Raw genomic sequence first — 17,812 nt, forward strand, 5'->3', positions numbered from 1 at the left:
GGCGCCGGATCGGCCGCGCGGGCCTCGGCCGCCGCCCGTGCCAGTTCGAAGGCGGCCAGCGATTTTTCGACCCCGCGCCCCGAGGCGCGGATGGTTTCGCGATAGCTTTCGGCATCGAAGGGCAGCGCGCCGGAGCCGGCCAGCGCCCCGAACAGGCTGGCCGAGATCACGCTGCCGGCCTTCTGCGCCATCGCCTCCATATCGAACAGGATGACATCGCGCGCGGCGGCGGCGGCGGCCTTGCGCACCTCGCCGCTGTCGGAAATGCCGCTGCCGGGCACTTCCTTTTCCAGCGTCGCCAGGTTGCGGTGGCTGGAGGCGATCAGCAGCGTCCGGTCCGGCGTGACGAAGCCGCGCATGATGGCGCGCCCGGCCTCCATCATCTCGGCGGCGATCAGCACATCGACATCGCCTTCGGCCGGGGCCAAGGAAAACACCGGCGCGCGGTCGCTTTTCGGCAGCATCTCGACATAGTAGATCGTCGCGCCGGTGCGCTGGGCCACGCCGGCGACCGAGGTGGACTGCACCGCATAGCCGTTGCGTTCGGCCAGCGCCACGATCCAGCCCGACAGCACGCCGCCGCCCTGCCCGCCCACGGCGAGGATTGCCAGCTTGATGATCTGGTCCACCCGCGCGTCGCGCGGCCGGGCCTCCAGCACCTGTGCCAGATCGTTCATTCCGCCACCTCCGGCATCTCGGTCCAGACCAGACGGCGCGATTCGCGCCGCCGTTGCAGCCAGGCGATCGCCCGGGCGTTCACCCCGGCCCACCAGCGTTCCAGCCGCGACGGGTTGTGCACCAGGTCGGCGCGGTAAAAGGACGGGCACAACACCGCGGTATCGGCGACCTCGCCGCAATTGCCGCAGCCGACGCAGGACTGGTCGATATGCGCGATGGGGTCATCCCTGAGCGGGTCGTCGGGCAGTTTCAGCGTCAGCGACGGACAGCCCGACAGGCGCATACAGGCGTGATCGCCGGTGCAGACATCTTCATCGACGCCGAATTTGGGCTTTTCCACCCGGCGGCCTTCCTTGATCGCCTGTTCGCGCAGCGGCCGTTCGCGGCGCTGGCGGTTCAGCATACATTCCGACGAGGCGACGATCACCTTCGGCCCCTCGTGATCGGTGGTCAGCGCCTCTTTCAGCGTGTCGCGCATCTTGCCGACATCATAGGTGCGGTCGATCTGGCGCACCCATTTCACCCCGACGCCCTCCACAGCGCCGGTGATCGGGTGTTTCGTGGCCTTGGAACTGTTGTCGGCGCGGCTGGACAGGATGTCCTGCCCGCCGGTGGCGGCGGAATAGTAGTTGTCGACCACGATGGTGACGCCGTCGGACTTGTTGAACACCGCGTTGCCGATCGAGGAGGACAGGCCGTTATGCCAGAAGCCGCCATCGCCGATGATGCTGATCGAGCGCTTTTCGCCGCCGCCGTCAAAGGCGGCATTCGAGGCCGGCCCGAGGCCATAGCCCATGGTGGTGCCGCCGATATAGAACGGCGGCATGATCGAAAACAGGTGGCAGCCTATGTCGCAGGCCACCTGGTGGCGGCCCAGTTCTTCCTCGACCAGTTTCATCGCGGCAAAGATCGGCCGCTCCGGGCAGCCGGTGCAGAATCCCGGCGGCCGCATCGGCACCACCTTGGACAGATCCGGCACCTCGGCCAGTTCGTCGGGCCGGTTCGGCGCGCGGGTCTGCGCCGGCAGCAGCGCGGCGGCATGTTCGCGCAGGAAGGCTTCGAGGCTTTGCATCATCACCTTGCCGGTCAGTTCACCGGCGGTGGGAAACACCCCCTTGCCGGCGATCTTCACCCCGGTCCGGCCTTCGCGATGCAGCGCGGCGCGCAGGGTTTCCTCGATATAATTGGGGAACCCCTCTTCCACGATCAGGACCGCGTCCTTGCCTTCGCAGAAATCGAAAAACTCATCTTCGACAACAGGATATGCGACGTTCATCACGTAAAGGGGAACATCGGTATCGCCGTGAACATCGGCCAGGCCCAGCCGTTGCAACCCGCGGATCACCGCGTTGTACATGCCGCCTTGCAGGGCGATGCCGACCTTGCCGTTTTCGGGGCCGAAGGTCTCGTTCAGCTGGTTGGCGCGGATATAGTCCAGCGCCGCGGGAAGGCGTTGGGTGACCTTCTCCTGTTCGTGCATGTAGGAATAGGGCGGCAGCACGATGCGTTTGGTGTCGCGCTGCGGATTGGACAGCGCGTCGCGCACGTTCAGCGCCGGCGCCACGTTGTCGCGCGCGGTGAAAGACCCGTGCACATGGCAGCTGCGGATGCGCATCAGCATCATCACCGGCGTGTTCGACGCCTCGGACAATTCAAAGCCATGGCGCACCGCCTGAGTCAGCGACGGCAGGTTCGGGCGCGGGTCCAGCAGCCAGATCATCGACTTGGTGGCAAAGGCGTGGCTGCGCTCCTGCATGATGGACGAGCCTTCGCCGTAATCCTCGCCGACGATGATCAGCGCACCCCCCTTCACCCCGCCCGAAGCCAGGTTGGCCAGCGCGTCGGAGGCCACATTGACCCCCACCGGCCCCTTGTAGGTGACCGCGCCGCGGATCGGATAATGCACCGAGGCCGCCAGCATCGCCGTCGCCGCCGCCTCGGAGGCGTTGGCCTCGAAGCGGATGCCGAGTTCGCCCAGCAGGTCCTGGGCATCGGCCAGAACATCCATCAAGTGGCTGATCGGCGCGCCCTGATAGCCGCCGACATAGCCAACGCCGTTTTCCAGCAGCGCCTTGGTGATGGCCAGGATGCCCTCGCCGCGAAATTCCTCGCCTTCACCGATTCGAAGCTGTTTGACTTCCTTTTTGAACGACCGTTCCGCCATGGGGATACCTACTGCGTGGGGACAATATATCCATTTGCATATTTTATAGAGAAACCGAGATCCACAAATTATCACGGAATTCGTGAAAAATCCCGCAGGTCAGCCGGCCCTTTGCCCGTTTGCTGCGCGCCGTGGTCAATGGAATTTCATGCAATCACGGTGCCGGCCGGTGGCGCGGCACGAAAAAGGGCCGACCCTGACCGGGCCGGCCCTGCATCAATCTGCAAGTTCGGGCGGGTTACGCCGCGCGCGAGGTCAGCACGTTGTCGACCTGCTTGGCCGCCTCGATCTCGTCGCTGCCGCCAACCGCCGCCACTTCGCGGGTCAGACGTTCCAGCGCGGCCTCATAAAGCTGCCGCTCGGAATAGGACTGCTCGCGCTGGTCGTCGGTGCGGTGCAGGTCGCGAACCACCTCTGCGATCGAGATCAGGTCACCGGAATTGATCTTTTGTTCATATTCCTGCGCCCGGCGCGACCACATTGCGCGCTTGACCTTGGCCTTGCCCTTGAGCGTCTTCATCGCCTGGCTGATCACGTCGGGCGAGCTGAGCGAACGCATCCCGACCTCGGTGGCCTTGTTGGTCGGCACCCGCAGGGTCATCTTGTCTTTTTCGAAGGATATCACGAACAGTTCCAGCGTGATGCCGGCGACTTCCTGCTCTTCGATCGAAATGATCTGACCGACGCCGTGGGCGGGGTAGACCACGTAATCGTTCGGGCGGAAATCCAGCTTCTTCGATTTTGTCATTCAAAGTCTTCCTTACTGACCGGTGCGTCAGGGCGACAAGAGCGCCTCGCCGGGGCAATTCATGTCCCGCCGGGCAGCGATAGTGTCGTCTATAATGACGCCCCTGCGTGAGCGAACCACAGGAACGGACCGGTTGTTTCCATCATTTGTGAAAGAAATATATCACATAATTCGCCCGTCCGAAAGCGGACGTAGCGTCAGACACGCAAACGCCTTGCATATATATGCCGATCCGCCGGCCCACGGGGGACCGGCAGGCCTGGTTTTCGCGGCGAATCGTCAGCCGCCCTCGCCCGGATTCTCGGAGAAGTATTTCTCCAGCTTGCCGGTTTCGCCGTCGCGCTCTTCCGCGTTGGGCAGCGGATCCTTGCGGCTGATGATCACCGGCCACATCTCGGCGTATTTGCGGTTGAACTCGACCCATTGCTCGGTGTCCGGATCGGTGTCGGGACGAATTGCATCGGCGGGGCATTCCGGTTCGCAGACGCCGCAATCGATACATTCGTCGGGGTGGATCACCAGCATGTTCTCCCCCTCGTAGAAGCAGTCCACCGGACAGACCTCGACGCAGTCGGTATATTTGCAGGCGATGCACTTGTCGTTGACGATATAGGTCATGAGCGTCTTTCCTTGCACGCGATGACCGACTAGCTAAATCAGTGCCGCCGGTCATTCAAGCGGTCGGCCCTCAGAAAGACCGAGCGCACGCCGTAGCTGCGCGGTTGCGGAAAATCCTGACTTAAAATGTGCCTCCGGCAGGCCGCTGTTCCGCTTCAGGAGGGGTCGGTGCCGCGCCGGATCGCGTCCAGCGCGCGGCGGTCGCGTTTGGTTGGGCGCTCGCCGCCGCCGCGCGCGGTTGGTTCGGGCGGCGCCAGGTCCTCGTACAGCAGCTGCGCCTCGGGCGCCGGGCCTCGCCGGTCGCCCAGCGCCAGCACGCGTACCACCCGCACCTGCCGGGCCTGGGTGAAGGTCAGCACGTCGCCAGGTGTCACCGCATGGGCGGGTTTTTCCACCCGCGTGCCGTTCAGGCGGACATGGCCGCCGCTGACCTGCCGGGCGGCCAGGGTGCGGGTCTTGAAGAACCGCGCCTGCCACAGCCATTTGTCGAGGCGGAGTTTGTCCGCACCGCCCGCCATGCGTTACTTGTTGTCCCTCAGCCCCATCAAGGCGGCGGCAAAGGGGTTGTCAGGGTCGATCTTCTTGTCGTCGCGCGGCGGGCGGGCTGAAAAGGTTTTGCCCCCCTTGTTCGGCGGCTTGCCCTGTTTGCCGCGCGGCTTGCCGCCCTTGCCTTGCGGCCGGGCGCCCTGTTGCGGCTTGGGCTTGCCGGTGCGCTGGCCCTTGGGCCGGGCGTTCTGCTGGGTCCGGCGCCCCCAGGTGAAGGTATAGAACACCTCGATCTCGGGGCCCTCCACAGCCGCGTCTGCGGGCGCACCGATGGGCAGTTCGGTTTCCGAGGGCTGGCCGTCCTCGATGCGTTCAGCCACCGCCTCGGGTGCGGGCTCGGCAGGCGTTTCGGCCTCGGGCGCGACACCGGCATCGGGGATCAGGTCGGCGCCCTCGGGCAGATCGGCCGGGGTGTCTTCCACCGCCAGAGCCTCGGCCGGGTCGGCCGCGGCCTCTGGCACCACCGCATCCACCGGGCGCTGCTTTTCACGCTCGCCGCGTTCGGCACGATAGCCCAGCCCCTCCATCAGGCCGGAAAACTGTTCCAGCGTCATACCGGTGATCGACAGCATGTCGGGCGTGGCCTCGAACCCGGCGCGGCTGTCCTGCACCCGCAGCAGGTCGGCAAGCCGTTCCAGCATGTCGATTCGAATCGCCCGCTCGCCGGCCTCGCGATACCCGCACATGGCGTGATAGCCTTCGGGCGCGTCCTTGACGGCGGGCACGGTGACCAGCCCCGGCGGCGGCGCCTCGGGGAATTCGTCCAGCCCGCCGGCCAGCGACCACAGCACCAGGCGCAGACGCGTCGGCGCCGGTTTCAGCAGCAGCGGCATGAACACGGTGAACTGGCCAAAGCGGATGCCATGTTTGCGCAGGCTGCCGCGCGCATCCTGATCCAGGTCCTTGACCTCTTGCGCCACGGCGGCACGCGGCAGGATGCCCAGCCCCTCGACCATGCGGAAGGCAAAGCCCCGCGCCAGCCCAGTCAGCGCCTCGTCGCGCTGCAGTGTCAGCAGCGGTTCGAACAGCGCGGCGATCTTGCGGTCGATAAAATGTTGCAGCCGGCGCTGGACCTTCTGCGCCACCTCCGGCCCGGCAACATCGTCGACAAAGACCTGCACCTGCGGCTTCAGCGGCTCGGATCCGGCAACCAGCTTGCCGACCGCGCTGTCGCCCCACATCAGGCCGCCCTGTTCGGTATAATCGATCTCGGTATCCGGCGCGTTATAGAACCGGTCGGCGCGCAGGTGGAATTGCGGCGCGAGCGCCTGCAGCGAGGCGGCGCGAATGGCCTTGTCCTCGGCCCCGCCGGCGCCCTTGTCGGGGCTAAAGCGGAATCCCTCCAGACGGCCGACGAATTCGCCCTCGACCGTCACCTCCCCCTTGTCGTTCACTTCGGCCAAAAGGGCCTCCTTCTGCTTGAGCCGCCGCAGCAATACGGAAGTGCGGCGGTCCACAAATCTCTGCGTCAGACGTTCGTGCAGCGCATCCGACACCCTGTCTTCTACCGCGCGGGTTTCATCGCGCCAATGGCTTTCATCACCTGTCCAGCCCTTGCGCTGCGCGACATAGGTCCATGTGCGAATAAATGCCAGTCTGCGGCTTAACGCATCGATGTCGCCATCGGTTCGGTCGATTCGGCGAATCTGCCGCGCCAACCAGTCATCCGGCACCGTGCCGCGCTGGTGCAGGTGGCCGAAAATCACCTCCAGCAGCCCGGCATGTTCCGAATGGCTGATGCCGCGGAAATCGGGAATGCGGCAGACGTCCCACAGCAGCCGCACCGAGGGCGCATCGCTGGCCCGCGCCGCCACTTCGGCCACGGCCGAGAGCGATTTCAGCGCCATCAGATCGTCGGCCTCGCGGGCGCGGGTCAGTTCCTCGCGGTCGGGAGCGATTTCCAGCGCATGGATCAGTGCCTCGACCGAGGCGAATTTCAGGTCGGAATTGCGCCAGTTCAGCCGCCTCAGCGGGGTGAAGCGATGCTCCATGATCGCCTGCGCCATGCCCTCGTCCAGCGGCCGCGCCTCGCCGGTGACGCCGAAGGTGCCGTTGGACATGCCGCGCCCGGCCCGGCCGGCGATCTGCGCCAGTTCGTTGGGCGCCAGCGGGCGCATGCGGCGGCCGTCGAACTTGGTCAGCGACGAAAAGGCGACATGGTCGATATCCAGGTTCAGCCCCATGCCGATGGCATCGGTGGCGACCAGATAATCGACCTCGCCATTCTGATAGAGCGCGACCTGCGCGTTGCGGGTACGCGGGCTGAGCGCGCCCATCACCACCGCCGCGCCGCCCTTCTGGCGGCGAATCAGCTCGGCAATGGCATAGACACTTTCCACCGAGAAGCCGACGATGGCGCTGCGCGGCGGCATCCGGGTGATCTTTTTCGCGCCGGTATAAACCAGCTGCGACATCCGCTCGCGGCGCATGAACTGCGCCTCGGGCACCAGCGCGTTGATCGGGCCGCGCATGGTGTCCGCACCCAGGAACAGCGTTTCGTGCAAGCCGCGGGCGCGCAGCAGCCGGTCGGTGAAGACATGGCCGCGTTCGGGATCGGCGCAAAGCTGGATCTCGTCGATGGCCACAAAATCGCAGCCCATGCCCTCGGGCATCGCCTCGACCGTGCAGACCCAATATTGCGTGCGCGGCGGCACGATGCGTTCCTCGCCGGTGACCAGCGCCACCACCGAAGGGCCGCGAATCGCCACGATGCGGTCATAGACCTCGCGCGCCAGCAAACGCAGCGGCAGGCCGATGACCCCGGTGCGATGGCCCAGCATCCGCTCGATCGCGTAATGGGTCTTGCCCGTGTTGGTCGGGCCAAGAACGGCCACGACCCGTGATGCCCCGGTCGCCATGTGCGATCCGCCTCGTTTGTGCCGGCCGCCTTACAGGGACCGGCCCTCGATCTGCGTCTTCAGACGCTCGGTGGCCTGAATGGCACCTTCATGATGCGGATGTAAAGCCAGCGCGCGCTGGTAGGCCTCGTAGGCCAGGCCGTCCTTGCCGAAGGTTTCCAGAATCGCGCCCAGCCCGAATATGGCGTTGTAGTTGTTGGGGTTCAGCGTCAGCGCCCGTTCCAGATCGGCCATGGCCGGGCCAAAGAGTTCGGCGCCGAAATAGGCCGAGGCGCGGGCGTGCCAGCCCTCGGCAAAACCGGGCGCATGGTCGGTCAGCGCGGTCAGGTGTTCGATCGCGGTGGGAATGTCGCCCACTTCCAGCGCATCGCGGCCGCGCTTGAGCAGCAGGTCAATCGCGGCCGAGCCGCTTTTGCTCCACACCGCCGTCAGCTGGCGATCCAGCCGCTTGGCCTCGGCATCGTCGGCGGTGGCCAGGGCCGTCAGCAATTCGGCTTCGTCCTGCAGATCCGCGCTCTGCGCGGTCACGGGTAGGGAATACGTGACTAGGACAGCAAGTGCCGCCACGATACCTTTGAGATTGGGACAACGAACGCTCATAGTAGTACAGAGTGTAACGCGACGCGCCGCATTAGCCAGTCCCAAGCGCGTCAATTTTAGATGAGGGAGGATCATGAGCGATTTTCTTGAGCAGGCGGCTGCGGAACTGAACAACCGGGTCGAGGGCGCCGATATCGACGGCACCGCGAAATTCGCCATCACCGATGTTGGCGCGATCATGCTGGACAGCAATGGCGCGCGGGTGGGCGATGAAGAGGCCGACGTGACGCTGAACGCCGATGCCGACACTTTTCGGTCGATTTTCGAGGGCGAGTTGAACCCGACCAGCGCCTTTATGACCGGCAAGCTGTCGGTCGATGGCGACATGGGTCTGGCGATGAAGCTGGCCGCAGCGCTGGCCTGATGGCGTTGCTGCCGGCGCCCTATTTTCACGACATCGCCGGCGGCCCCCAGGCCGAGGCCCATTGGGCGACCAGCCAGGACGGTGTGCGCATCCGCATAGCGTTCTGGCCGCTGGCCGAGGCCAAGGGCACGGTGCTGCTGTTCCCGGGCCGCACCGAATATCTCGAGAAATACGGCATCACCGCCGGCGAACTGGCCGCGCGCGGCTATGCCATGGTGTCCATCGACTGGCGTGGCCAGGGCCTGGCCGACCGGCTGATCGACGACCGGCGCGTCGGCCATGTGACGCGGTTTCCCGATTATCAGAAAGACGTTGCCGCGGCGCTGGAGATTGCCCGCAGGCTGGGCGCGCCCGAACCCTGGCACCTGATCGGCCATTCGATGGGCGGCGCCATCGGGCTGCGCGCGGTGCTGGAGGGGCTGCCGGTCAAAAGCTGCACCTTCACCGGGCCGATGTGGGGCATCTCGATGTCGGCGCTGATGCGCCCGCTGGGCTGGGCGCTGCCGCGGGTGGCCAGCCTGGTTGGCATGGGCACCCGGTTGCCGCCCACCACCACCTATGCCCCCTATGTGCTGGACAACCCGTTCGAGGGCAACATGTTGACCACCGACCGGGACATGTACCTGATGATGCAAAGCCAGCTGGGCGCGCAGCCCGGCCTGGCCTTGGGCGGGCCCAGCCTGATCTGGCTGCGCGAGGGGCTGCAAGAGTGCAAATACCTGATGCGCCAGACCGCGCCCGACCTGCCCTGCCTGACCTTCCTGGGCGAAGACGAGCGGATCATCGACACCGCCGCCGTGCACGAACGGATGCGGCGCTGGCCGCGGGGCGAATTGGTGATGGTGCCCGGGGCCCAGCACGAGGTGCTGATGGAGCGCCCCGCCCTGCGCAACAGCGTGCTGGACCGGATGGCCGACCTGTGGGCCGGGCGTGTGGGCCAGACCGACGCGGCAAAACGCGCCTGAGGCGGTCGCGGACCTGTCGGGACGTTCCCACCACAGATCACACGACGGCGGCTTTCCCCGGTGCCAGTTGCGCGGTCACCCGGACGCACCTTAGGCTGCGGCGATGACACGCGCACCGGTTCTCAGCTTTACCGATCGGGGCATTTATTGCCCCGCCGGGGATTTCTATATCGATCCCTGGCGCCCGGTGGACCGGGCGCTGATCACCCATGGCCATGCCGACCATGCGCGCCCGGGCCATGCCCGCTATCTGGCGACCGCCGCCGCCGCACCGGTGCTGCGCCACCGGCTGGGCGACATCGCGCTGGACACCATCGGCTATGGCGAGGCCCGCCGGATTGGCGGCGCGGCGGTGTCATTTCACCCGGCGGGGCATGTTCCGGGCTCGGCGCAGATCCGGGTCGAGGTGGCGGGCGAGGTCTGGGTGGTGTCGGGCGATTACAAGACCGAGGCGGACGGGTTGTGCGAAGCCTTCGAACCGCTGCGCTGCGATGCCTTCATCACCGAAAGCACCTTTGGCCTGCCGGTGTTCCGCTGGCAGTCGCAGGCCGAGGTCGCCGCCGAGATCAACGGCTGGTGGCGGGCCAGCGCCGCGGCGGGGATCACCCCGGTGCTGGGCGCCTATTCGCTGGGCAAGGCACAGCGGCTGCTGGCGTTGCTGGAGGACGGCCCGATCCTGACCCACGGCGCGGTCGAGGCCACCACCGAGGTGCTGCGCGCGCGGGGCTACCAGCTACCGCAGACGATCCAGGTAACCCCCGAACTGGATGCCAAGGCCCATCCCGGCGCCATCGTGCTGGCGCCGCCCGCCGCCATGGGCACGCCGTGGATGCGCCGCTTTGGCGCGGTGTCGACCGGGTTTGCCAGCGGCTGGATGCAGCTGCGCGGGGTGCGGCGGCGGCGCTCGGTAGACCGCGGCTTTGTGGTGTCCGACCATGCCGACTGGGCCGGGCTGACCGAGGCGATCCGCGCCACCGGGGCCGAGCGGATTTTCGTCACCCATGGCTATACCGAGATCTTCAGCCGCTGGCTGGGCGAATGCGGCTATGACGCCCATATCGTCAGCACCGAATATGCCGGCGAGATCGCCGAGAGCGGAGAGGCGGAATGAAACGGTTCGCCCGGCTGTTCCGCGCCATCGACGCCACCACCCGCACCGGCGCGAAGGTGGCGGCGCTGGCCGACTATTTCACCGAGGCGCCCGAAGCCGACCGGGTCTGGACCATTGCGCTGTTTTCCGGCCGCCGCCCGCGCCGGGCGGTCACCACAACGCGGCTGCGCGAATGGGCGGCCGAACGCGCCGGCCTGCCGCTGTGGCTGGTCGAGGAATGTTACCCGATCGTCGGCGATCTGGCCGAAACCATCACCCTGATCCTGCCGCCGGCAGCGGGCGGCAGCGATCAGAGCCTGTCGGACTGGATGGCCGAGCTGATGGCGCTGGCGGCGCTGCCCGAAGAGGCGCGCAAGGCGCGCATCCTGGCCGCCTGGGACCAGCTGGACCGCGACGAACGCTTTCTGTTCAACAAGCTGATCACCGGCGGCTTTCGCATCGGCGTCAGCCAGAAGCTGATGACCCGCGCGCTGGCCCAGGCCACCGGCCGCGACGAGGCGGAACTGGCGCATCGGCTGATGGGCGACTGGACCGCCCAGACCACCACCTGGCACCAGTTGATCGAGGCCGAGAACAGCGCCGCCGATGCCTCGCGCCCCTACCCGTTCTACCTGGCCTACGGGCTGGAGGAGGCGCCGGAGACGCTGGGCGATCCGGCGGACTGGCATGCCGAATGGAAATGGGACGGCATCCGCGGCCAGCTGGTGATCCGCGAAGGCCAGTATTTCCTGTGGTCGCGGGGCGAGGAGCTGATCAGCGCCACTTTCCCCGAATTCACCCGTGCGCCCGATTTCGTCCCCGACGGCACGGTGATCGACGGCGAGGTGCTGGCCTGGGCGGAGGCGGCGCCGCTACCCTTCAATGCGCTGCAGAAACGCATCGGCCGCAAGAGCGTGTCGAAAAAGCTGCTTCGCGATGCGCCGGTGATCCTCTACGCCTATGACCTGCTGGAATGGCAGGGCGCCGATATCCGCGCCCGCCCGCTGGTGGAACGGCGGGCGCTGCTGGCAACGCTGGTTGCCGATCTGCCGCCCGACGCGCCGCTGCGCCTGTCGCCCGAGATCGCATTTGCCGATTGGGCGGCGCTGGCCCACACCCGCGCCGGGGCCCGCGAGGCCCGCGCCGAAGGCTTGATGCTGAAACGCCGCGACAGCGCCTACGGCACCGGCCGCCGAAAGGGCGACTGGTGGAAATGGAAGCTGGACCCGCTGACCGTGGACGCGGTGATGATCTATGCCCAGTCCGGCCACGGGCGGCGGGCCAACCTGTTCACCGATTTCACCTTCGCGGTCTGGAACGGCAATGACCTGGTGCCGTTCACCAAGGCCTATTCCGGCCTGTCCGACGACGAGTTCCGCGAGATCACCGCCTGGGTACGGCGCAACACCCAGCAGCGGTTTGGCCCGGTGCGCCAGGTCACCCCCGAGCATGTGTTCGAGATCGCATTTGAGGGTATCCACGAAAGCCCGCGGCACAAATCCGGCGTCGCGCTGCGTTTTCCGCGCATGGCACGCTGGCGCCGGGACAAGCCGGTGCAGGAGGCCAATACGCTGGACGACCTGAAAGAGTTGCTGCGCGTCTACGGCTAGGGCGGGACCGGGGAAAACCCGGCCTTCGGGCGGTGCCAGCCCGTTCCGCCGGTTGTCGCGCGAGGGGCAAGGCATTAAGTGTCGCTGGAAACAGACGAGGTGCCCCATGTTCCAGCTGCCCTTTCCCGTTCGTGACGCCAACGCCGCCCCCGGCGGCAAGGATCTCGGCAATTTGCCGGAATGGGATCTGACCGACCTCTACACCTCCGAGGACGCGCCCGAGCTGAAGCGCGATCTGGACTGGCTGGAAAATGCCTGTGCCGAATTTGCCGCCGATTACGAAGGCAAGCTGGCAACGCTGGATGCCGCCGGGCTGCTGACCTGCGTGTTGCGCGACGAGCGGATCAACACCGTGGCCGGGCGCATCATGTCCTTTGCCGGGCTGCGCTATTACCAGCAGACCACCGATGCGGCGCGCGCCAAGTTCCTGTCGGACTGCCAGGAGAAGATCACCAATTACACCACGCCGCTGGTGTTCTTCACGCTGGAACTGAACCGGCTGGATGACGGCGTGCTGGAGGCGCATTTCGCCGCCAATGCCGATCTGGCCCGCTACAAGCCGGTGTTCGACCGCATCCGCAAGATGAAGCCCTATCAGCTGTCCGACGAGCTGGAGAAATTCCTGCACGATCTGGGCGTGGTCGGCGATGCCTGGGAAAAGCTGTTCGACGAAACCATCGCCGGGCTGGAATTCGACGTCGCCGGCGAGACGCTGGGGATCGAGGCGACGCTGAACTTCCTCACCGATTCCGACCGCTCCAAGCGCGAAACCGCGGCACGGGCGCTGGCCGAGGTGTTCCAGTCCAATATCAAGACCTTCGCCCGCGTGCACAACACCCAGGCCAAGGAGAAAGAGATCATCGACCGCTGGCGCGGGATGCCCTCGGCGCAGATGGGCCGGCACCTGAGCAACGATGTCGAACCCGAGGTGGTCGAGGCGCTGCGCAGCGCCGTGGTTGCCGCCTATCCCAAGCTGAGCCACCGCTATTACGAGCTGAAGCGGAAATGGCTGGGCCTGGACAAGATGCAGGTCTGGGACCGCAACGCGCCGCTGCCGATGCAGGACAAGACGGTGATCGCCTGGGACAAGGCGGAAAAGACGGTGATGGAGGCCTATGGCGCCTTTGATCCGCGCATGGCCGAACTGGCCGAGCCGTTTTTCCGCAAGGGCTGGATCGATGCCGGGGTCAAGCCGGGCAAGGCACCCGGCGCCTTTGCCCATCCCACGGTGACCGAGGTGCACCCCTATGTGCTGCTGAACTACCTGGGCAAGCCGCGCGACGTGATGACCCTGGCGCATGAGCTGGGCCACGGCGTGCACCAGGTGCTGGCCGCCGGCCAGGGCGAGATGCTGGCCGCGACGCCGCTGACCCTGGCCGAGACCGCCAGCGTGTTCGGCGAGATGCTGACCTTCCGCAAGTTGCTGGACGCCGCCGCCAGCGCCGATCAGCGCAAGGTGCTGCTGGCCGGCAAGGTCGAGGACATGATCAACACCGTGGTGCGCCAGATCGCGTTCTACGATTTCGAATGCAAGCTGCACGCGGCGCGGCGCAACGGCGAACTGACCCCGGATGACATCAACGCGCTGTGGATGAGCGTGCAGGGCGAAAGCCTGGGGCCGGCCTTTGAGTTCATGGAGGGCTACGAGACCTTCTGGTCCTATATCCCGCATTTCATCCACTCGCCGTTCTACGTCTATGCCTATGCCTTCGGCGACGGGCTGGTGAACGCGCTCTACTCGGTCTATGCCGAGGGCGAGCCGGGCTTTCAGGACAAGTATTTCGAGATGCTGAAAGCCGGCGGGTCGAAGCACCACAAAGAGCTGCTGGCGCCCTTCGGGCTGGATGCCTCGGACCCGAAATTCTGGGACAAGGGGCTGAACATGATCTCGGGCATGATCGACGAGCTGGAGGCGATGGAGGGGTAAGGCCTTCTGGCCTCGCTCGCGGCCGAGTTGACGGTCAGGGCAACGTGCAAGGCCCCTGACAAAACAAATGCCGCCGGGACCGGCCCGGCGGCATTTCTGTATTTCTGTAAGGTCAGGCCTCGGCCTTGGCCATCATGCCGCGGTCGCGGGCCAGATCGCGCATCCGCTTTTGCAGCTTTTCGAAGGCGCGCACCTCGATCTGGCGGATCCGCTCGCGGCTGACGCCGTATTGGGTGCTGAGATCCTCCAGCGTCACCGTTTCGTCGGCCAGGCGGCGCTGGGTCAGGATGTCTTTTTCCCGATCGTTCAGCACGTCGAGCGCCTGCGCCAGCAATTCGCGCCGCGCCTCCAGCTCGTCACGCGCCTCGTAATCGCCGGCCTGGTCGGCATCTTCGTCTTCCAGCCAGTCCTGCCATTGCATCGAGCCTTCGCCCTCGGCGCCGATGGTGGCGTTCAGCGACGCATCGCCGCCCGACATCCGCCGGTTCATCGAGATCACCTCGTCCTCGGTCACGCCCAGATCGGTGGCGATCTGTTTGACGTTGTCGGGATGCAGGTCGCCCTCTTCCAGCGCGCCGATCTTGGCCTTGGCCTTGCGCAGATTGAAGAACAGCTTTTTCTGCGCCGAGGTAGTGCCCAGTTTCACCAGCGACCAGGACCGCAGGATATATTCCTGGATCGAGGCGCGGATCCACCACATGGCATAGGTCGCCAGCCGGAAGCCTTTTTCCGGGTCGAACCGCTTGACCGCCTGCATCAGGCCGACATTGGCCTCGGAGATCACCTCGGCCTGGGGCAGACCATAGCCGCGATAGCCCATGGCGATCTTGGCGGCCAGCCGCAGATGCGAGGTCACCATCTTATGCGCCGCCTCGGTGTCCTGCTGTTCGACCCAGCGCTTGGCCAGCATATATTCCTCTTCCGGCTCCAGCAGCGGAAACTTGCGAATTTCCTGCAGGTACCGGTTCAGCCCGCCTTCGGGCGAAGGTGCCGGAAGATTTGCATAATTTGACATATCCGTCCCTCCCATGTTTAAGGGTTTAACATTGATATGGGGCATTGGCGGCCCGTTTCAAGGCGTTGATGTCTATATCGAGATTAACATTTCGCTAGGAAAGGGGGCGACCTGTGCAGGTGCGCACATGCCCCCGGCCGTTTCTGCGGGGCACCCTTGACGACAGCGGCGCGCCGGAGGGGTTAGCTTGGCGCCTGCGGATCCCCACCCGGATCCAGCGCCGCCAGCAACCCGGCCATATCCGCGGGCAGCGGCGCCTCGAAGCGCAGGGATGCTCCGGTGACCGGATGCACAAAGCCCAGCACCGCGGCGTGCAGCGCCTGGCGGGGAAAGCCGCGGATCGCCGCCTCGGCCTCGGCACTCAGCGCGCCTTTGGCCACCCGGCGCCGGCCGCCGTAAACCGGATCGCCCACCAACGCATGGCCGGCATGGGCCATATGCACCCGGATCTGATGGGTGCGGCCGGTTTCCAGCCAACATTCGGTCAGCGCCACGACCGGCGGCGCGCCAAAACCCTGCATCACCCGCACTCGCGTGACCGCGCGGCGCCCGCCCTGCGGCACCACCGCCTGTTTCTGCCGGTCGCTGCGGTGGCGGGCCAGCTGGGTGGTGATGCGCAGAATGTTGCCGGGTTCGAAGGCTGCCCCGCGCACGCCGCGCAGGCGCGGATCGGCAGCGTCGGGCACGCCGTAGCAGAGCGCGCGGTAATAGCGTTCGACATCATGCGCTTCGAACAGCGCCGCCAGCCCGTGATGGGCGGCATCGCTTTTGGCGGCGACCAGCAGGCCGCTGGTGTCCTTGTCGATCCGGTGCACGATGCCGGGGCGCTTTACCCCGCCGACGCCGGACAGATCCGCACCGCAATGGTGCAGCAGCGCGTTGACCAGCGTGCCCTGGGGCGAGCCCGGCGCCGGATGCACCACCATTCCGGAAGGCTTGTTGACAACGATCAGGTCGGCATCCTCGTAGACCACCTGCAACGGGATCGCCTGCGGGGCAATATCGCTTTCCTCGGCCTGCTGCACCGCGATCACCACCTCGGCCCCCTCCTCGACCCGCGCCTTGGCATCGGTGGCGGGGTGGCCGCCCACCATCACCGCGCCCTCGGCGATCAACCGGGCCAGCCGGGTGCGCGACAGCGCCGCTTCGGCTGGCACATCGCGCGAAAGCGCCTTATCAAGGCGGGGCGGCGGATTGGCCGCGATGGTGAATGCAATTCGGCGGGTGGCCATGACAGATCCCAAGGGGCCGATGCCCGAACCGCCGAACCTGCGTTTCCTGCGGCGGCTGGTGACGGTGCTGACGGCGGTGATGATTGGCGGGCTTTTAGTGATTGTCGGCCTGCTTGTCATCCGTTTCTCCCAACCGCCGGCGGTGGTGCCAGACGGCATCACCCTGCCCGCCGGGCTGACCGCCGAGGCCTTTACCCTGACCCCGGACTGGTACGCCGTGGTCACCGAGGGTGGCAGCCGCATCCTGATCTTCAGCCGGCGCAGCGGCGCCCTGCTGCAGACCGTCGAGGTCGAATCCGCACCATAGGCGGCAAAATTTGCCCGGTTTTGCGATCTGTGTCACAGACTGCAGGCTGACCTGTGGTAAACTGCGGCATTATGAGACAGCTTCTGTTCCTGCTTTTCTTCCTGGTTCCGGGCCTGGCCGCCGCCGAAAAGGTCGCGCTGGTGATCGGGAACTCGCAATATCGCAACGTGGCCACGCTGCCCAACCCGACGCGCGACGCCGATGCGGTGGCGCGCGCGCTGGTGGCGCAGGGCTTCAACGTGGTGCTGGCCAAGGATCTGAGGCGGTCGGACATGTTCGACACGCTGCGCAACTTCCGCGACCGCGCCGATGCGGCCGAGATCGCGATGATCTATTATGCCGGCCACGGGATCGAGATTGGCGGGCGCAACTACCTGATCCCGGTTGATGCCCGTGTCACCGATGCGCGCGACGCGCGGCTGGAAATGGTCGAGCTGGACGACATGCTGGCGCAGCTCTCGGGCGCGAAACAGATGAAGATGGTGGTGCTGGACGCCTGCCGCGACAATCCCTTTATCGTGCGGCTGGATGCGGAGAACCCGGGCCGCAACATCGCCCGCGGCCTGGCCAGTGTCACCAGCGCCGATGCCGACACCCTGATCGCCTATGCCGCCGCCGCCGGCGCGGTAACGCCGGATGGCGAGGAAGGCGGCAATTCCCCCTTTACCACCGCGTTCCTGACCGCGCTGGACGAACCGCCGGCGGATGTGCGCATCATCCTGGGCAAGGTGCGCGACGAGATGCGCCGCTCGGTGCCCGGCTCGGCACCCTTTGTCTATTCCTCGCTGGGCGGCGGCGAATACGTGATCAACCCCAACAGCGCCCGCCCCGCCCCGGCGCAGCCCGCCCGCGCGGTGGATGACAGCGCCATCATCCGCGACTTTGCCACCGCCGAACTGACCGACACCCGCGAGGCCTGGGCCGGGTTCCTGGCGAAATACCAGGACCTGACCGATCACCCGCTGCACACGCTGGCCTATCGCCGGCTGGCGCTGTCGGAGAAGGCCGAAGCGCCGCGCGTTGCCGCGCTTGAAAACGCCACCAGCCCGCGCGCCCTGGCCGAAGAGCCGGTCCGCCCCGCGCCGCAGGC

Annotated in this window: 16 protein-coding genes; 7 read left to right on the forward strand and 9 right to left on the reverse strand. The window is 66.3% G+C overall.

The genetic code is table 11. From position 1 onward, the window contains the following. The 7 genes from CVM52_RS16075 to CVM52_RS16105 all read right to left on the reverse strand — a co-directional run. The coding region (locus CVM52_RS16075) for a 2-oxoacid:acceptor oxidoreductase family protein (protein ID WP_205964971.1) at positions 1–677 on the reverse strand (677 nt) is incomplete at its 3' end. Then, positions 674–2,842, reverse strand: coding sequence for a thiamine pyrophosphate-dependent enzyme (locus tag CVM52_RS16080; RefSeq protein WP_100163495.1), 2,169 nt, complete (start codon positions 2,840–2,842; stop codon positions 674–676). The genes CVM52_RS16075 and CVM52_RS16080, both read right to left, overlap by 4 nt. Before the next feature lie 238 nt (positions 2,843–3,080). After that, positions 3,081–3,590: a CarD family transcriptional regulator gene (locus CVM52_RS16085; RefSeq protein ID WP_100163496.1), complete on the reverse strand. Its 510-nt coding sequence runs from the start codon at positions 3,588–3,590 to the stop codon at positions 3,081–3,083. 279 nt (positions 3,591–3,869) lie between these two features. Continuing rightward, positions 3,870–4,208 (reverse strand): ferredoxin FdxA, encoded by a 339-nt coding sequence (gene fdxA / locus CVM52_RS16090; protein ID WP_100163497.1) that lies wholly within the window; start codon positions 4,206–4,208, stop codon positions 3,870–3,872. A 155-nt stretch (positions 4,209–4,363) separates the two neighbouring features. Continuing rightward, complete coding sequence (locus tag CVM52_RS16095) at positions 4,364–4,726, reverse strand: RNA-binding S4 domain-containing protein (protein WP_100163498.1); 363 nt, start codon at positions 4,724–4,726, stop codon at positions 4,364–4,366. A 3-nt stretch (positions 4,727–4,729) separates the two neighbouring features. Beyond that, a complete protein-coding gene (locus CVM52_RS16100) occupies positions 4,730–7,612 on the reverse strand; it encodes a helicase-related protein (protein WP_100163499.1) in 2,883 nt (960 codons plus the stop codon). Between the two features lie 30 nt (positions 7,613–7,642). Further along, positions 7,643–8,212 carry a tetratricopeptide repeat protein gene (locus tag CVM52_RS16105; RefSeq protein WP_100163500.1) on the reverse strand — a complete coding sequence of 190 codons (570 nt, stop codon included), beginning with the start codon at positions 8,210–8,212 and terminating at the stop codon, positions 7,643–7,645. Between the two features lie 73 nt (positions 8,213–8,285). Here CVM52_RS16105 and CVM52_RS16110 point away from each other — a divergent pair, with 73 nt between their 5' ends. The 5 genes from CVM52_RS16110 to CVM52_RS16130 all read left to right on the forward strand — a co-directional run bounded on the left by CVM52_RS16110 (position 8,286) and on the right by CVM52_RS16130 (position 14,168). Continuing rightward, positions 8,286–8,576: an SCP2 sterol-binding domain-containing protein gene (locus CVM52_RS16110; protein ID WP_100163501.1), complete on the forward strand. Its 291-nt coding sequence runs from the start codon at positions 8,286–8,288 to the stop codon at positions 8,574–8,576. Then, positions 8,576–9,541, forward strand: coding sequence for an alpha/beta hydrolase (locus CVM52_RS16115; protein ID WP_100163502.1), 966 nt, complete (start codon positions 8,576–8,578; stop codon positions 9,539–9,541). The genes CVM52_RS16110 and CVM52_RS16115 overlap by 1 nt, the downstream gene beginning before the upstream one ends. A gap of 103 nt (positions 9,542–9,644) precedes the next feature. Then, positions 9,645–10,652 (forward strand): ligase-associated DNA damage response exonuclease, encoded by a 1,008-nt coding sequence (locus CVM52_RS16120; RefSeq protein WP_100163503.1) that lies wholly within the window; start codon positions 9,645–9,647, stop codon positions 10,650–10,652. After that, on the forward strand, positions 10,649–12,241 hold the full coding sequence (locus CVM52_RS16125) for an ATP-dependent DNA ligase (RefSeq protein WP_100163504.1): 1,593 nt from the start codon (positions 10,649–10,651) through the stop codon (positions 12,239–12,241). The genes CVM52_RS16120 and CVM52_RS16125 overlap by 4 nt, the downstream gene beginning before the upstream one ends. A 106-nt stretch (positions 12,242–12,347) precedes the next feature. Then, positions 12,348–14,168, forward strand: coding sequence for a M3 family oligoendopeptidase (locus CVM52_RS16130; RefSeq protein ID WP_100163505.1), 1,821 nt, complete (start codon positions 12,348–12,350; stop codon positions 14,166–14,168). A 112-nt stretch (positions 14,169–14,280) separates the two neighbouring features. Here the strand turns inward: CVM52_RS16130 and rpoH are convergent, their stop codons facing one another. Together rpoH and CVM52_RS16140 are read right to left on the reverse strand one after the other, a co-directional pair. Next, a complete protein-coding gene (gene rpoH / locus CVM52_RS16135; protein WP_100163506.1) occupies positions 14,281–15,183 on the reverse strand; it encodes an RNA polymerase sigma factor RpoH in 903 nt (300 codons plus the stop codon). A gap of 182 nt (positions 15,184–15,365) precedes the next feature. Continuing rightward, on the reverse strand, positions 15,366–16,415 hold the full coding sequence (locus tag CVM52_RS16140) for an RluA family pseudouridine synthase (RefSeq protein ID WP_100163507.1): 1,050 nt from the start codon (positions 16,413–16,415) through the stop codon (positions 15,366–15,368). On the opposite strand from CVM52_RS16140, the gene CVM52_RS16145 reads away from it, so the two are divergent. After that, entirely contained in the window at positions 16,414–16,722 is a 309-nt protein-coding gene (locus CVM52_RS16145) for a DUF6476 family protein (protein WP_100163508.1), read from the forward strand. The two genes, CVM52_RS16140 and CVM52_RS16145, sit on opposite strands and share 2 nt — an antisense overlap. Before the next feature lie 71 nt (positions 16,723–16,793). Next, positions 16,794–17,812: caspase family protein (locus tag CVM52_RS16150; protein ID WP_133119868.1), on the forward strand; the 1,019-nt coding region annotated here is incomplete at its 3' end.

The organism is Pseudooceanicola lipolyticus (genome assembly GCF_002786325.1).
Lineage (GTDB): Bacteria > Pseudomonadota > Alphaproteobacteria > Rhodobacterales > Rhodobacteraceae > Pseudooceanicola_C > Pseudooceanicola_C lipolyticus.

Bases quoted from the DNA above. Each gene is read 5' to 3' on its own strand.
- CVM52_RS16080 (WP_100163495.1), bottom strand. From the start codon at position 2,842: ATGGCGGAACGGTCGTTCAAAAAGGAAGTCAAACAGCTTCGAATCGGT.
- CVM52_RS16085 (WP_100163496.1), bottom strand. From the start codon at position 3,590: ATGACAAAATCGAAGAAGCTGGATTTCCGCCCGAACGATTACGTGGTC.
- fdxA (WP_100163497.1), bottom strand. From the start codon at position 4,208: ATGACCTATATCGTCAACGACAAGTGCATCGCCTGCAAATATACCGAC.
- CVM52_RS16095 (WP_100163498.1), bottom strand. From the start codon at position 4,726: ATGGCGGGCGGTGCGGACAAACTCCGCCTCGACAAATGGCTGTGGCAG.
- CVM52_RS16100 (WP_100163499.1), bottom strand. From the start codon at position 7,612: ATGGCGACCGGGGCATCACGGGTCGTGGCCGTTCTTGGCCCGACCAAC.
- CVM52_RS16105 (WP_100163500.1), bottom strand. From the start codon at position 8,212: ATGAGCGTTCGTTGTCCCAATCTCAAAGGTATCGTGGCGGCACTTGCT.
- CVM52_RS16110 (WP_100163501.1), top strand. From the start codon at position 8,286: ATGAGCGATTTTCTTGAGCAGGCGGCTGCGGAACTGAACAACCGGGTC.
- CVM52_RS16115 (WP_100163502.1), top strand. From the start codon at position 8,576: ATGGCGTTGCTGCCGGCGCCCTATTTTCACGACATCGCCGGCGGCCCC.
- CVM52_RS16120 (WP_100163503.1), top strand. From the start codon at position 9,645: ATGACACGCGCACCGGTTCTCAGCTTTACCGATCGGGGCATTTATTGC.
- CVM52_RS16125 (WP_100163504.1), top strand. From the start codon at position 10,649: ATGAAACGGTTCGCCCGGCTGTTCCGCGCCATCGACGCCACCACCCGC.
- CVM52_RS16130 (WP_100163505.1), top strand. From the start codon at position 12,348: ATGTTCCAGCTGCCCTTTCCCGTTCGTGACGCCAACGCCGCCCCCGGC.
- rpoH (WP_100163506.1), bottom strand. From the start codon at position 15,183: ATGTCAAATTATGCAAATCTTCCGGCACCTTCGCCCGAAGGCGGGCTG.
- CVM52_RS16145 (WP_100163508.1), top strand. From the start codon at position 16,414: ATGACAGATCCCAAGGGGCCGATGCCCGAACCGCCGAACCTGCGTTTC.
- CVM52_RS16140 (WP_100163507.1), bottom strand. From the start codon at position 16,415: ATGGCCACCCGCCGAATTGCATTCACCATCGCGGCCAATCCGCCGCCC.